Genomic DNA, 15,149 nt, shown 5'->3' with positions numbered 1-15,149 from the left:
TACCTCTCAAGTTTTAGGCGTTTTTTGTTTTTTATAAATAATAAAAAAGTTACTTTTATTATTTATGAAAAAACAATCGAATTTCTTGTATAAAACTGTTGAAGACAAAACTATTGTTTGGTTTGAGAATAGTAATGAATATTTAGTTTTAGAAAATACCACCGCAGATATTTTAAAAAGGTTAAGCAAAGGGATTCCAGTAAAAGAAATTGCTGAAGCTTTATCTAAAAAGTTGGCAGTTCCTATAGACAGAACTATAGATTTTATAATAGACTTAGAAAAAAAGTTTTACACGCCTAAAAGCAATAAAGAATCTGAAATCATTAATGATTATAGAGATATTGAAAAACCAAAATCTTATGAGTTTATAAAGTACTACAAAGTTAACAATGTTGTTTTTAAAGTTTCATATTTAAGTGAAAAAGAACTGTCTCTAGTGCATCCAAAATTTGCACATTTAATGATAAGCGACACCACTAAATTTGACTATGAATTTGATGTTTTTATAAATAATAATTTTATTTTCCTTATTGTTGATAAGCAACTGATAGGCGCTTGGAGCCGTAACGATATTCATTATTTTCAAGGAAAGTTTTCGATGCAATTTATTCAGAAAATTCATCAGAAAGAAGAAAACGAATGGATGGGTGTTTTTCATGCATCCGCTGTAAGCGATGAAAAAAAATCAATCTTATTTTTAGGTGATTCCGGCAATGGAAAAAGTACTTCTTTAGCACTTTTACAAGCAAGTGGTTTTACTTGTTTAGCAGATGATTTTGTACCGATGGATGTAGAAAAAAGAGAAGTATATAGTTTTCCTGCATCTATATCGATTAAAAAAAACAGCTTAGAAACGTTGCTTCCTATTTATCCAGAATTAGAAACAACCGCAGAATATAATTTTACGAGATTAAATAAAATTGTACGCTATTTAAAGCCCAATAACACCAATTATTTCAATCATTTACCTTGTAATGATTTGGTTTTTATAAAGTATGAAAAAGATGCTGATTTAACTTGTGAGAAAATTTCTAAAGTAACTGCTTTCCAGCAATTAATACCAGATTCTTGGATATCACCAAAGAAAGAAAATGCAGAAATATTTTTAGATTGGTTTAGTACTTTAAACTGTTACCAACTAACCTACTCTAATAATGAAGAAATGATAGCAGCTGTTTCTAAAATATTTAATAATGACTTATAAAGAAACGCTTTTTTTTATTGCCAAGTGTTTAACAATTTCTTCGGAAGAAAAAAACAAACAAGAAATTGAAAATCAGTTAAAAACTACAGAAATAGATTGGGAAGCTGTTGTAAAAGTAAGCACAGGTCATTTTGTATTTCCTGCTTTGTATTGCAATCTTAAAAGAGCCAATTTCTTACATTACTTACCGGAAGAATTAGTAAATTATATGATTCACATTACTGATTTAAATAGAGATAGAAATCAGGATATTATTGACCAAGCTATAGAAATAAATACTCTTTTATTTGCTGATAATATTACTCCTATTTTCTTAAAAGGAACAGGTAATCTCCTTGAAGGTTTGTACGAAGATATCGGCGAAAGAATGGTGGGTGATATAGATATAATTGTTTCTAATACCGATTTTGAAAAAGCTATTCAGCTTTTAAAAGATCAAAAGTATTCCGCTAAAAATGAGGTTTACATGAACTTTCATTGGCATTATCCTAAAATGGTAAAAGAGAACCGTATTGCTGCTGTAGAAGTGCATAACAAAGTTTTAAAAAAACCATACACTCAGTATTTAGATTACCAAACTCTAAAAAAAGATTCTTTTAGTGTAAATAAAATTACAGTTGCTTCTTTTGAAAATCAATCTTTAATTACCGTTTTACAAAAACAGATTAATGATAATCTCTATTTTTCTAAAACTATTACTTTAAGAAACGTCTATGACAGCTATTTATTAGCTAACAAAACAACCTCAAAAAAGAGAGTTTTAAATAATAAAAAATTAGAAAAATATCTTAATAATTATGCAATTGTTGCATCAGAAATTTTGAATCATCCTAAGAGTTTAACTTTTATCAAAAATGAAGAAGCTTCTAAATATTTAAAATCTTACCTTTTAATTTTAGAAAACTCCCAAGCAGAAATCAAAAAAATTAATCGAATTAATTCTTATATAAAATTAAAAGATAAGCTGAAAATTCTACAATATTCTTTTACTGATAAAGAGTATCGTACCTATACATTTAGGCGTTTTAAAAGTGTTCCATTTTATCTAAAACAATTTGGTTTCATAAAAACTAAACCAAATTCTTAACCTCTTCAAAATCTAAACCTCCATAATTACCAGAACTCATTAAAACCACTGCTGATTTCGCTAAATCTTGACTAAATAAAAAGGCCTTAAATTCATCTGGATTTGTATAAATAGTTAAATCGTCTCTTTCAAACGCGTTAGCAATTTGTTCTGCAGTAACTGCTGATAATTGTTTAATCTTTACAGCATGTGGAGAATAAAACACCACTGCTTTATCGGCTGCATCTAAGGCTCCTTTATATTCTGCTAAAAATTCTGCATTTAAACTAGAATAGGTATGCAACTCTAAACAAGCCAAAACAGTTCTATCAGAATACTGCTCTTTAACCGCTTTTGTAGTTGCCGCTACTTTACTTGGTGAATGTGCAAAGTCTTTAAAAATTACTGTTGATGGAGTTTCAATAATCTTTTCTAATCGTTTACTTGCACCTGCAAAACTAGCAATGGCTTCGTAAAAATCATCCTCATCAATTCCCATGTGTTGACAAATCCACTTTGCTCCTGCTAAATTCTGAAGATTGTGTTTTCCAAAAACTTCTAAAGGTAAGTTTCCTTCTGCTGTTTCTAAATAGGTAATTCCGTTTTCTATAAAATGTTCTGGTGTTGTGTAAGGATATTTTTTAATATGATTTTCTGATGATTCTACAACGTCTTTTACAATGGCATCTTCTTCATTATACACCATACTTCCTCCATTTACCATAGAGTCTGTAAAGATTTTAAACTGCTCTACATATCCTTCAAATGTTGGAAAAACATTAATATGATCCCAAGCAATTCCGCTTAATAACGCAATATTTGGTTTATATAAATGAAACTTTGGTCTCATATCTATTGGCGAACTCAAATACTCATCACCTTCTAAAACAATAAAATCGTTCTCTTCAGTTAAATGTACCATGGTTTCAAAACCATCTAATTGTGCACCAACCATGTAGTCTACTTCTTTTTCATGATAATTCAACACATGTAAAATCATAGAAGTTATGGTTGTTTTACCATGAGAACCACCAATAACAACTCGCGTTTTATCTTTAGATTGTTCATATAAAAACTCAGGATAAGAATAAATCTTCAGACCTAATTCTTGGGCTTTTAATAATTCTGGATTATCTTTTTTAGCATGCATTCCCAAAATAATCACATCTAATTCCGATGTTATTTTCTCTGGAAACCAGCCAAATACTTCTGGCAAAAGCCCGTATTTTTCTAATCGAGATTTAGAAGGATTGTGAATTGTATCATCAGATCCAGAAATTTGGTATCCTTTTTGGTATAAAGCAATTGCAAGGTTGTGCATGGCACTTCCGCCAATAGCAATAAAATGAATTTTCATCGAACAAAATTTAAAAAAGTAAAAATACAAAAGCTTACTACAATATAAAGTATCTTTAGACGTAAACTCTTATAAAATTTGATTTACAAGCTAATTTATAGGTGCTTTAAAAGCATAAAATAAATTGATTATGAAAAAACTGACAACAACACTAATAATGATTATAGCTTTCTCTTCTTTTTCTAATGCTCAAGACGCTTTTAAAGACCTTTGGTTACAAGTAGATAGGTTTGAAAAAGACAATTTACCTAAATCTGCTTTAAAAATTGTAGAAGATATTTACGCTAAAGCGGATAAACAAAACAATGCTGCCCAATTGATAAAAACACTTTTTTATAAAAGTAAATATTCCTTAACATTAGAAGAAGATGCGCAATTAATCATCATAGATAATTTTAAAAAACACATTGCTAAAAGCGAATTTCCAACAAGAAACGTATTAGAAAACGTATTAGGGAATTTATATTGGCAATATTTTAATGAAAATAGATACAAATTTTACAACCGAACAAAAATAGCCTCTTCGACAAGCTCTGAGTTTAAAAAAGGTGATTTTAGAACTTGGGATTTAGAAACCCTTTTTAAAGAAATTCACTGTCATTTTGAAGCTTCTTTAGAAAATAAAGAACTATTACAGAAAACAGATATTTATGACTATTCAGATATTTTACAAATCTCTAAAGAGTCTAAAACATACAGACCTACTTTATATGATTTTTTAGCAAATAATGCTTTAGATTTCTATAAATCATCAGAAACGAGTATTACAAGATCGTCTTATAAATTTGTGCTGGATAATTCTACTTTTTTAGCTGATTACAAAAACTTTTCTGACTTAAAAGTTGAAACTGAAGATCATTTATCATTACAATTTAATGCACTAAAAATTTATCAGAATTTAATTCAGTTTCATGCAAAAGAAAATAATTTAGATGCTTTAGTTGATGTTGATATTCATCGTTTAAACTTTATTAAGGAACATGCTACTTTTAGTGATAAACAGAAATTTTATCTAAACACATTAAATAAAACGAAACAATATTTAATTAAAAATGAAGCAAGTGCTTTATATACTTTTCAAATAGCGAAATACCATAGAGAACAGGACAATTATAGACTTGCTTTTTCTATTTGTAATGAGGTAATTAATGAGTTTCCAAAAAGTATGGGAGCACAAAAATGTGCGGTTCTTAAAAGCCAAATTTTAGAAAAATCACTTTCTATTACTGCTGAGCAATTTGTGCCAATTAACACCAATTCCAGAGCATTAATCAATTATAAAAATATTTATAACATCTATTTTACAGCGTATAAAATAACAGACTCGGAAATAGAAAACTTCAATAAAACATATAACACAGTTGATAAAATAAAATTTCTAAATACGTTAAAGAAGAACAAAAACTGGAACAATAAACTAAGAAATGAACACGATTATTTACAGCACAGTACAGAAGTAATACTTCCAAAATTTGACAATGGGAATTATTTAATTGTTTCTTCGGAAGATGAAATTATTGTTGAAAAGTCCATTTTTGGAACAGCCACAATTCAAGCAACCAATTTAACTTTAATTGAAAACAATTTTGATGACAAATACAATTATCAAATTGTAGATAGAAATACTGGAAAACCTGTTAAAAATGCAGAAGTATCTCTATCTAACAATAAACCTAGAAGAGGTGCGAGTATCAATAAAACATTAACGACAGATAAAAGCGGATTTGCTTCTTTTAAAAGTGACGATTATTATGCTGATGTAATTATTAAAGTAAAAACAAAAGATGATGTTGCCACTTTTGGAAATCATTATTTATATAAAACCAATGGAAGACAACCAAATGAAGTAAATGAAAGTTTACAGTCTTTTATTTTTACGGATAGAAGTATTTATAGACCAGGACAAACAGTTTATTTTAAGTCGATTGTTATTAAAAAACAAGGAGAAGAATCTACTGTGTTTACTGATGATTTTATAGAAATTAATTTAAAGGATGTAAACAATCAAACAGTAAGTACACTTGAATTAAAATTGAATGAATTTGGCTCCGTTGCTGGTGAATTTATCTTACCAAACAATGGTTTAACGGGTCAATATTCCATTGAAGTAAAACAAAGTTCGAAAAGCAAAAACACCATTCGTTTAAATACGAATCGTTCTTATATTTCTGTTGAAGAATATAAAAGACCAAAGTTTGAAACGGAATTTAAACCCATTACAGAAAGTTATAAAATTAACGATGCAATTACCATAAACGCATTTGCAAAAGCTTTTTCTGGCGCAAATATTACCGATGCCCAAGTAGTGTATCGTGTATACCGAAAAGTGCAATTCCCTAGTTGGTATTATTGGAGAAGACCAAACCTAACTTCGAGTTCACAAGAAATTATAAACGGAGAAACTAATACAGATGAAAATGGCGCGTTTAAAATAGTCTTTAATGCCATTCCGGATGAAAGTGTTGATAAAGAAAATCTGCCTATTTTTAATTATGAAATCACTGCAGATGTTACCGATATAAACGGAGAAACGCGCAGTGCAACTAGCATTGTAAAGGTTGGTTATCATGCTTTAGTTGCAACTATTCTATCAGAAAGCAACATCGATAAAAACAATAAAGAAACTATTTTAAACATTGATACAAAAAACTTAAATGGCGAGTTTATTCCTGCTAAAGGAAATATCAAAATATATAAATTAGAAGCGCCCAAAAACCCATTAAGAAAAAGACCTTGGGCATCGCCAGATTATCAAGATATTTCTGAAAGTGAATTTAGAAAACTATTTCCTAATGATGCGTATTCAGAAAATGAAATGGATGCCACTAATTGGGAAAAAGGAACACTTGTTTTTAACGAAGAGTTTAATACTAAAATTAGTAAAGAACTTCTTTTAAAAAACACCAAGAACTGGCTTTCTGGTAAATATAAAATAGTTTTAGAAAGTAAGGATAAATTCAATCAGAAGGTAAAAGACGAAAAAATAGTTACATTTTTTGCAACCAAAGAAAAACAAGTTGCAGACAATAACTTGTTTGTAATTCATGCTGATAAACCTTCTTATCAAGTTGATGATATGGTTAAAATCCAAATAGGTTCTGCATCTAAAGATATTACCGTAATTGTACAGATTGAAAAAAATCATACAATTATAGAAACTCATTTAATTAAATTAAACAACGATACAAAAACGATAAAAATACCGGTTAACAAAGAAGATCTTGGTGGTTTTGCTGTAAAATATCACTTTGTAAATTATAATTATTTTAAAAGTGGAAACTTATTAATTAATGTAACTGAAGAAAGAGAAAGCATAGAGATTGAGACCAATATATTTAGAGACAAGTTATTACCAGGACAAGATGAAACTTGGAGTTTTACTATTAAAAATGATAAAAACGACCAACTTGCTGCAGAAGTTTTAGCTTCTATGTACGATGTTTCTTTAGATGAATTTAAAGCGCATAATTGGAGTTTTAATCCGATAGCTTCAAAGCCAAAATATTATTCTTATACACATAGTAATGCTAATAATAGTTTTAGTAATACTTATTTTAAGATCATTAATACTCAAAGAAATCTATCAGGTTACCCAACAATTTCTTATGATACTTATAATTGGTTTGGGTTTCGTTTTGGAACGAATAGAAATCTTCATTTAAGACGTAAAATGTCAAAAATGAGTGCTGATAGCCCTAATATGATGATGAGTATTGAAGACGAAAGCGAAATTGAAGAAACTATTATTGAAACGACAGAAACCGAAGAAACTGAAGTGGTTAATGATGTTTCATTCGTTAAAGAGGAAGAAGAAAAAATTGACTTACAGGGAATTCAAATCAGAAAAAACTTTAATGAAACTGCTTTCTTTTTACCACAATTAAGAACCGATAAAAACGGACAAGTAAGTTTCTCTTTTACAATGCCAGAAGCATTGACCAAATGGAAACTGCAATTATTAGCACATACAAAATCATTAAAATCTGCAACCAAAACATTAGAAACGGTTACTCAAAAAGAATTAATGATTGTGCCAAATGCGCCAAGATTTTTACGCGAAGGGGATGAAATTACTTTAAGTGCAAAAGTAACCAACTTAACAAATAACCAATTAAGTGGTTTTGCTAAGTTGATTTTAACAGATGCTATTACAGGAAAGGAAATTGATACTGAATTAGAAAATCTAAACGCTAACAAAAATTTTACGGTTGATAAAGACGGTAACACCAATGTTTCTTGGAGTTTATCAATTCCGGAAACTGTACAAGCTGTTCAGTATAAAATTGTAGCTAAAGCAGGTAATTTCTCTGATGGTGAACAAAATGTTTTACCAGTTTTATCTAACAGAATGTTAGTTACAGAAACTTTACCAATGTGGGTGAGATCTAACGAAACAAAAACTTTTACCTTAAATAAATTAAAGAATAATACTTCTTCTACTTTGAAAAACCATAAGTTGACTTTAGAAATGACATCAAACCCAGTTTGGTATGCAATTCAATCTTTACCTTATTTAATGGAATATCCTTATGAATGCGCAGAGCAAGTTTTCTCTAGATATTACGCAAATACTTTGGCAAGTTTTGTAGCAAATTCGAATCCGAGAATTCAAGAAGTATTTAATGCTTGGAAATCTTCGGATGCGCTTTTATCTAATTTAGAGAAGAATGAGGAATTGAAATCATTGATAATTCAAGAAACTCCTTGGTTAAGAGATGCGCAATCTGAAACCGAACAAAAAAAGAGAATTGCTTTATTATTCGACTTGAATAAGATGAAGAATGAGCAAGAAAAAACCATCAATAAATTAGAAGATATTCAGATGAATTCTGGTGGTTTTCCTTGGTTTAAAGGTAGTAGAAATGAAAGCAATTTTATAACACAACATATTGCAACTGGTTTTGGTCATCTGCAAAAATTGGGCGTTACAGATTTAAATGCTTCAACAAAAAAAATGATTGAAAAAGCTGTACAGTTCTTAGATGAAGAATTGGATAATCAATATAAGAAGTTATTAGACAACGCAGAACAAATCAAACAAAAAGCAAAAACAGAAAAGAAAGGTAAAGAAGCTTATGAGGATTATTTAGCTAAAAATAATTTGAACTATTTTACCATTCAGTATTTGTATATGCGTAGTTTTTACAGCAACATTTCTATGGATAACAACTTGCAAAAAGCGATTGATTATTACAGAAATCAAACTGTTACCTATTGGAATGATTATAATTTATATGCAAAAGGACAAATTGCTTTATCACTTTTTAGAAACGATGAAAAAACAACTGCTAATCAGATTTTAAAATCATTAAAAGAAAATTCAATTACTTCTGATGAATTAGGAATGTATTGGAAAGAAAACGCTTCTGGTTACTATTATTATCAAGCTCCTATAGAAACTCAAGCATTAATGATAGAGGTTTTCTCTGAAGTTGGTGTCATTCCGAATGAGCCTGAAAAAGCGAAGAGGAATCTAAATGATATTGATAACCTAAAAATCTGGTTGCTAAAAAACAAGCAAACCAATAGTTGGAAAACTACAAAAGCAACTTCTGAAGCCGTATATGCGTTACTATTAAATGGAAGTGATTGGATTTCGGTAACTGAAATGGTAGATATAAAAGTTGGTGACAAAGAGATTAATCCAACAAAGTTGGAAAACGTACAAGTAGAAGCCGGAACTGGTTATTTTAAAACTTCATGGGATGGAAATGAAATCACACCAAAAATGGCAGAAATTACTATCACAAAAAAAGGAAACGGCATTGCTTGGGGAGGTTTGTATTGGCAATATTTTGAAGATTTAGACAAAATTACTTCTGCAGAAACTCCGTTAAAATTAGATAAGAAATTATTCTTAAAAGTAAATTCAGACACAGGAAAAGAGTTACAGGAAATAACAAAAAACACACAGTTAAAAATTGGCGATTTAATTACAGTTAGAATTGAGTTAAGAAGTGACAGAGACATGGAATTCATTCACATGAAAGACATGAGAGCTTCTGGGGTAGAGCCAATAAATGTTTTATCTAGCTATAAATGGCAAGACAGTTTAGGATATTACGAAAGTACTAAAGACGCAGCTACTAACTTCTTTTTTGATCGTTTACCAAAAGGAGTTTATGTTTTTGAGTATGATGTAAGAGTTAATAATGCTGGAAATTTTAGCAACGGAATTACAACAATCCAAAGCATGTATGCTCCAGAATTTAGCAGTCATTCTAAAGGCATAAGAATTAAAGTGTTATAAATTTAAGCATATTACCTAGCTAAATAGTTTCTATTATATTTTGAATGAATAACTGAAAGGTTGTAATTTTGGGGAAACCCCCAATTTGACATAAGATGAAGAAAATATTATTAGCCCTCAGTTTAATATTTGCAGTAAGTTCAACAGTAAAAGCCCAAAATATATCAGACCATGCAATTGGTGTACGTATAGCTGGCGGAAATGGTACCGGCGGAGAAATCTCCTACCAAAAACATTTAGAAAAAAACAACCGTTTAGAAGTAGATTTAGGCATAGCCAGCGAAATGAACGACTTTAAATTAACGGGTACATACCAATGGCTGTGGAGCATCGAAAAACAATTTAACTGGTATGCCGGAGTTGGTGGTGGAGTTGTTTCTGCTAGTAATTTTGGTATTTATGGAGCCGGAGTTATAGGACTTGAGTATAACTTTGAAGCTCCAATAGTAGCTTCCTTAGATTATAGGCCAGAACTTGGTTTCTCTGGGGCTTTTGGTTTTATTTCCAATATAGGTATCGCCGTAAGGTATCAATTTTAAAAAAACTTAACCTTGTATAAACCCGTCTGTTTTAAAAATAGACGGTTTTTTTGTGTGCTAAATTGTTGTTAAAAATCCCTATGGATTAATTTTTAAATGGACAAAGTTTATTTAGATGAAATAATAAATATAACTTTGTTCTTTAATAAAAAACACACAAAATTATGAAAAAAACACTTTTAATTATCGGCCTATTAGTAGCTGGAGCATTTTCTGTAAATGCACAAAGTATTTCTGAAAACGCAATTGGTTTAAGATTTAGTGGAGGAAATGGAGTTGGAGGAGAAATCTCTTATCAAAGAGCATTAGGAGAGAACAACCGTTTAGAAGTAGATTTAGGTTTAGCAAACGAGTTTTCTGATTTTAAAGCAACAGGTTTGTACCAATGGGTTTGGAATTTAGAAGATAGATTTAATTGGTATGCTGGTGTTGGTGGAGGAATTGTTTCTGCTGGTGGAACAGGAATTTATGGAGCTGGTGTTGTAGGTATTGAATATGATTTTAATGCACCAATTTTACTTTCTTTAGATTACAGACCTGAAGTAGGTATTGCTGGAGGATTAAGTGGTGTAAACTCTGATATTTCTTTAGCTGTAAGATATCAATTCTAAATAGAATACTTAACATAATAAAAGATCCTCTAAATTAATTTTTAGAGGATTTTATTTTTTACTCGCTTTAGCAAGCTGATTAAAATCTAAGGCTAATTACAATCAATAATTTAAATCTATTGCTCCAAATCATAAAGTAGAAGTTTACTTTATAAATAACTCTAGTGGTTTAATTTATTCTGTTGCCTTAAAATTACACAACCTTTCCCCTCCCTTTTACTGTATTAAAATTTCTATAAAAAAACCTTTTGAATCAATAATTGATTGGATAAAGATCATTTAAATGCGATAATACATCTAACTTTGACATATAATAAAAAACACACTTAATTATGAAAAAAACACTTTTAATTATCGGTCTATTAGTAGCAGGAGCATTTTCTGTAAACGCACAAAGTATTTCTGAAAATGCAATAGGTTTGCGTTTAGGAGATAATGATGGTTTTGGAGGAGAAATCTCTTACCAAAGAGCTTTAGGAGATAACAATAGATTAGAAATTGATTTAGGTATAAGAAACAACACAAACTACGACGGTTTTAAGGCTGCAGGTATTTACCAATGGGTCTGGAATATTGAAGGTGGTTTTAACTGGTACGCAGGTGTTGGTGGAGGTTTAGGAAACTATAGTGGAAAAAACAACAACGATGATTTTTCTGAAACATTTGCTTTTGCAGCTGGTGATATTGGAATTGAGTATAATTTTACAGACGCACCGATATTACTTTCTTTAGATTTAAGACCAGAATTTGGTTTTGGAAATACATATAATGATTTTGATAATGACATAGCATTCGGTATCAGATACCAATTCTAGATAATAAAATATTATATAAAAAAATCCTCTAAATTAATTTTTAGAGGATTTTCTTTTTTTACTCGCTTTTGCTAGCGGATTAAAGTCTAAAGCTAATTGTAACCAATAATTTAGATCTTCGTCTAAATCTATGGCTTCATCAGATAAAAAAACAAAACCTTTCATTGGTTTGCCTGTAAAATTCATTTTATTGCACCCTTCTTTTTCTAAAGAAACCTCATAAACATCGGGGTTAATACGTGCCATAATTTCTTCTTTCATTACAGCAACATACATTTTATCGTCTACCATAAACAATAAACCTCCCATCATTTTTTTAGTGATAAAAGCAACACTTTTTTCAGTTAAAAACTGAGAAACTCTATCTGCTAAATATTCACTATAAGCCATTATTATTTTTATTTAAGCGGATAACTTTGTAATATTTTATGGAAAACTTCTTTAAAATAAAGTATTCTTTTTTCTGGAGTTCTTTTCTCTTTTATGGTTGATGTTAAAACTCCTTCCCAAAAAAGTTCGTTGGTTTTGGTATCTACAAATTCTACCATTATTTCTTCATCGAGTTTTTTTCCTCCAATTGGTATTCCGCCAGAAACTCCAATTCCACCATTTCTACCTCCACTTCCTAAACCAATGGCAATAGTATTAGTAACTTTAGGTGCTGATGTTTTTGACTTAAAATTGATATAAAAATCTGGTTTTTCTACCTCATTGAATCCTAATTCTCCCATTTCTTCAAATAGCGCATCTGCTGCCCTATCTACATCAAATTCATTTAAACCTGCACCAATGTCATCAAAAAAAGCATAGGTTTTATATTCCTTAAAGTTGGTATTCTCATCATAATCTGTAATTACTTTAGATGTTGAGCAACTCATTAATAAGAGTAAAATGAAGTATTGGACTTTTTTCATCAGAAATATTATTTATTTTCTTTAATTACAACTCTTGTTGGTGTATCTTTTCCACTAATAATACTCTCGGTACCTTTAGCAACCGCCTTAATTGTTTCTGTAATTACCGTCATATTTAACGTTTCTACCTCATCAGATACTTGATGATAATCTTTATCAACATCTATTGGTGTAGTAGAAAAAGTATGAGAAGGCACACCCAATCTTGCCAAAGAAGCATTGTCTGATCTAAAAAATAAATTAAACTTTTTATACGGATCTGCGAATAATTGATAGCCGGTACCTTTTAAATTCTTCTGAATAATTTTCCCGAAATCAGATCTTTCAAAACCTGTTAACCAAGCAGTATTTGGACCAAAACTTGGGACTTTACCAATCATTTCTAAATTGATACCAGCAACAAATTTACTAGCATCAATTCCTTTTCCAAAATGCGTAGAACCAATTAATCCCATTTCTTCAGCTGTAAAAGCTACAAAAAGAATCGTTCTTTCATTGTTTGCTTTCACTTTAAAGTATTCGGCCAATGCTAAAATTCCTGTCACTCCAGAAGCATCATCATTTGCACCATTATAAATACTATCTAATTGCCCTTCTTTTTTACTGATTCCTAAATGATCATAATGTGCAGAAATAACTACAATTTCGTTCTTCTTAGATTTCCCTTCTAAAATACCGATAATATTACTGGTTGTAATTTCTTTTTTAGATCTTTTATCGGTAAACGTAAACGTTTGTCTGTAATTTTTTAGAGTATCATAAGTGGTTAAACCAATTCTTTTAAATTCATTTTCTATGTATTTAGCTGCTTTTTCAATTCCTGGTGTTCCAGATTTTCTACCTTCCATATCATCAGAAGCCAATGTATAAAGGTGTTTTTTTACGGTAATAGAATCTATTGTTGCTGTCTTTTTTTTACTTTTAATAACTTTAGAGCTTTCTTTACAAGAAAAAATAATTGCAAATAAAAAGATATAAACTAAGTTGATTTTCTTCATTATAATTGATTTTTAAAAGGTTAAATATAGCTAATTTTATTTCGTATTTTTGCTGAAAATATATAAAATGGATTTATCTCTTATACCAAACATAAAACACTTAAACTCAAATAACTTTTTTTTACTTGCAGGTCCTTGTGCCATAGAAAGTGAAGAGATGGCTATGAGAATTGCTGAAAAAGTAATTACAATTACAGACAAATTAGAAATTCCTTATATTTTTAAGGGGAGTTTTAAAAAAGCTAATAGAAGTAGAATTGATAGCTTTACAGGAATTGGAGATGAAAAAGCATTGAAAATTTTACGTAAAGTTTCAGAAACTTTTAATGTACCAACTGTTACAGATATTCATGAAGTTTCAGATGCTATTAAAGCCGCTGAATACGTTGATGTGTTACAGATTCCTGCTTTTTTAGTGCGCCAAACAGATTTAGTAGTAGCCGCGGCACAAACGGGTAAGGTTGTCAATTTAAAAAAAGGACAATTTATGAGTCCTGGTGCTATGAAACACGCAGTACAAAAAGTAAAGGATGCCGGTTCTGAAAAAGCGTGGATTACAGATAGAGGTACTATGTTTGGTTACCAAGACATGATTGTAGATTTTAGAGGAATTCCAGAAATGCGAAAGTTTGCTCCTACAATTTTAGATGTTACCCATTCTTTACAACAACCAAATCAAGAAGCTGGTGTTACTGGTGGAAGACCAGATATGATTGAAACCATAGCTAGAGCGGGTATTGTAAATAATGTAGATGGATTATTTATAGAAACTCATTTTGACCCTGCAAACGCAAAATCTGATGGCGCAAACATGTTACATTTAGACAACTTAGAAGGTTTATTAACCAACTTAGTTGCTATTAGAAAAACGATCAATAGTTTATAAAAAACTATTGATCTATAATTTAACCTCTTTAAAGTTTCTAAAATTTTAAAGAGGTTTTCTTTTGTAATACTTCTAAAAGTAGTTTTTGTTTGATAAAATTAAGTATAAAGCAATCTAACTACTTCCCGAAAAAACCTTTAGTTGTTTGACTATATGCTTCTTGCAAAACAGATATTAAAACCTCTGCATTAACTTCTTTTACAGATTTGTAACGTAAAGACTTTACTACTTTTCTGTTATCAGAAATTACAAATTCATTAAATTTTAGCAATTCAGAATTTGTATAAAAACCAACATCTACATATCCTTTTTTCTTTGCAGGATTTAAATAACAAAATGGCTTTTCATGTAAATAATAAAAAGGCATTTTCCATTTAAACTGTAAATCTACTTCAGGAAAATTAGTTTCAATTACTATTTGTAAATCCAATAAAATAGATTTGAAGGGTTCAGGTTGCTTTAAAATGTATTCTTCTGCAGGTTTCATTGTTGTATATTCGCGAAAGTTA

12 protein-coding genes are annotated in these 15,149 nt (G+C 29.9%); 7 read left to right on the top strand and 5 right to left on the bottom strand.

The window, feature by feature from the left end:
- The first annotated feature begins 64 nt into the window (after positions 1 to 64).
- Together GQS57_RS09240 and GQS57_RS09235 are read left to right on the top strand one after the other, a co-directional pair.
- Positions 65 to 1,204, top strand: coding sequence for a hypothetical protein (locus GQS57_RS09240; RefSeq protein WP_165732574.1), 1,140 nt, complete (start codon positions 65 to 67; stop codon positions 1,202 to 1,204).
- Positions 1,194 to 2,291 (top strand): nucleotidyltransferase family protein, encoded by a 1,098-nt coding sequence (locus GQS57_RS09235; RefSeq protein WP_165732573.1) that lies wholly within the window; start codon positions 1,194 to 1,196, stop codon positions 2,289 to 2,291. Before GQS57_RS09240 ends, GQS57_RS09235 begins: the two co-directional genes overlap by 11 nt.
- Here the strand turns inward: GQS57_RS09235 and murC are convergent.
- The gene (murC, locus tag GQS57_RS09230; RefSeq protein WP_165732572.1) at positions 2,275 to 3,627 is read right to left on the bottom strand and encodes a UDP-N-acetylmuramate--L-alanine ligase; all 1,353 of its coding nucleotides are present in this window, start codon (positions 3,625 to 3,627) and stop codon (positions 2,275 to 2,277) included. The two genes, GQS57_RS09235 and murC, sit on opposite strands and share 17 nt — an antisense overlap.
- A 130-nt stretch (positions 3,628 to 3,757) precedes the next feature.
- Between murC and GQS57_RS09225 the strand changes: the two genes are divergently transcribed.
- The 4 genes from GQS57_RS09225 (at position 3,758) to GQS57_RS09210 (ending at position 11,842) form a co-directional block, all read left to right on the top strand.
- Positions 3,758 to 9,877 carry an alpha-2-macroglobulin gene (locus GQS57_RS09225; protein WP_165732571.1) on the top strand — a complete coding sequence of 2,040 codons (6,120 nt, stop codon included), beginning with the start codon at positions 3,758 to 3,760 and terminating at the stop codon, positions 9,875 to 9,877.
- Positions 9,878 to 9,972: 95 nt separating this feature from the next.
- Positions 9,973 to 10,416: a hypothetical protein gene (locus tag GQS57_RS09220; protein ID WP_165732570.1), complete on the top strand. Its 444-nt coding sequence runs from the start codon at positions 9,973 to 9,975 to the stop codon at positions 10,414 to 10,416.
- A gap of 164 nt (positions 10,417 to 10,580) precedes the next feature.
- Positions 10,581 to 11,027 carry a hypothetical protein gene (locus GQS57_RS09215; RefSeq protein WP_165732569.1) on the top strand — a complete coding sequence of 149 codons (447 nt, stop codon included), beginning with the start codon at positions 10,581 to 10,583 and terminating at the stop codon, positions 11,025 to 11,027.
- A 332-nt stretch (positions 11,028 to 11,359) separates the two neighbouring features.
- Positions 11,360 to 11,842, top strand: coding sequence for a hypothetical protein (locus tag GQS57_RS09210; protein WP_165732568.1), 483 nt, complete (start codon positions 11,360 to 11,362; stop codon positions 11,840 to 11,842).
- A gap of 33 nt (positions 11,843 to 11,875) precedes the next feature.
- Here GQS57_RS09210 and GQS57_RS09205 read toward each other — a convergent pair whose 3' ends face one another.
- The 3 genes from GQS57_RS09205 to GQS57_RS09195 are packed head-to-tail and all read right to left on the bottom strand — an operon-like array spanning position 11,876 to position 13,754.
- Positions 11,876 to 12,232, bottom strand: coding sequence for a TfoX/Sxy family protein (locus tag GQS57_RS09205; RefSeq protein WP_165732567.1), 357 nt, complete (start codon positions 12,230 to 12,232; stop codon positions 11,876 to 11,878).
- Positions 12,233 to 12,240: 8 nt separating this feature from the next.
- Entirely contained in the window at positions 12,241 to 12,756 is a 516-nt protein-coding gene (locus GQS57_RS09200) for a DUF4136 domain-containing protein (protein WP_165732566.1), read from the bottom strand.
- Positions 12,757 to 12,764: 8 nt separating this feature from the next.
- Positions 12,765 to 13,754 (bottom strand): M28 family peptidase, encoded by a 990-nt coding sequence (locus tag GQS57_RS09195; protein ID WP_165732565.1) that lies wholly within the window; start codon positions 13,752 to 13,754, stop codon positions 12,765 to 12,767.
- 67 nt (positions 13,755 to 13,821) lie between these two features.
- On the opposite strand from GQS57_RS09195, the gene kdsA reads away from it, so the two are divergent.
- A complete protein-coding gene (gene kdsA / locus GQS57_RS09190) occupies positions 13,822 to 14,640 on the top strand; it encodes a 3-deoxy-8-phosphooctulonate synthase (RefSeq protein ID WP_165732564.1) in 819 nt (272 codons plus the stop codon).
- A gap of 118 nt (positions 14,641 to 14,758) precedes the next feature.
- Here kdsA and GQS57_RS09185 read toward each other — a convergent pair whose 3' ends face one another.
- A complete protein-coding gene (locus tag GQS57_RS09185) occupies positions 14,759 to 15,127 on the bottom strand; it encodes a DUF1801 domain-containing protein (RefSeq protein ID WP_165732563.1) in 369 nt (122 codons plus the stop codon).
- Between the last annotated feature and the right edge of the window lie 22 nt (positions 15,128 to 15,149).

It is taken from the genome of Polaribacter sp. 20A6 (genome assembly GCF_011378915.1).
Classification (GTDB): Bacteria; Bacteroidota; Bacteroidia; order Flavobacteriales; family Flavobacteriaceae; genus Polaribacter; species Polaribacter sejongensis.
Note: the sequence above shows the minus strand (reverse complement) of the source record. Positions and strands in the feature narration are given on the sequence as shown.

Excerpts from the sequence above, each read along its gene's own strand:
- GQS57_RS09240 (WP_165732574.1), top strand. The coding sequence starts at position 65 with ATGAAAAAACAATCGAATTTCTTGTATAAAACTGTTGAAGACAAAACT.
- GQS57_RS09235 (WP_165732573.1), top strand. The coding sequence starts at position 1,194 with ATGACTTATAAAGAAACGCTTTTTTTTATTGCCAAGTGTTTAACAATT.
- murC (WP_165732572.1), bottom strand. The coding sequence starts at position 3,627 with ATGAAAATTCATTTTATTGCTATTGGCGGAAGTGCCATGCACAACCTT.
- GQS57_RS09225 (WP_165732571.1), top strand. The coding sequence starts at position 3,758 with ATGAAAAAACTGACAACAACACTAATAATGATTATAGCTTTCTCTTCT.
- GQS57_RS09220 (WP_165732570.1), top strand. The coding sequence starts at position 9,973 with ATGAAGAAAATATTATTAGCCCTCAGTTTAATATTTGCAGTAAGTTCA.
- GQS57_RS09215 (WP_165732569.1), top strand. The coding sequence starts at position 10,581 with ATGAAAAAAACACTTTTAATTATCGGCCTATTAGTAGCTGGAGCATTT.
- GQS57_RS09210 (WP_165732568.1), top strand. The coding sequence starts at position 11,360 with ATGAAAAAAACACTTTTAATTATCGGTCTATTAGTAGCAGGAGCATTT.
- GQS57_RS09205 (WP_165732567.1), bottom strand. The coding sequence starts at position 12,232 with ATGGCTTATAGTGAATATTTAGCAGATAGAGTTTCTCAGTTTTTAACT.
- GQS57_RS09200 (WP_165732566.1), bottom strand. The coding sequence starts at position 12,756 with ATGAAAAAAGTCCAATACTTCATTTTACTCTTATTAATGAGTTGCTCA.
- GQS57_RS09195 (WP_165732565.1), bottom strand. The coding sequence starts at position 13,754 with ATGAAGAAAATCAACTTAGTTTATATCTTTTTATTTGCAATTATTTTT.
- kdsA (WP_165732564.1), top strand. The coding sequence starts at position 13,822 with ATGGATTTATCTCTTATACCAAACATAAAACACTTAAACTCAAATAAC.
- GQS57_RS09185 (WP_165732563.1), bottom strand. The coding sequence starts at position 15,127 with ATGAAACCTGCAGAAGAATACATTTTAAAGCAACCTGAACCCTTCAAA.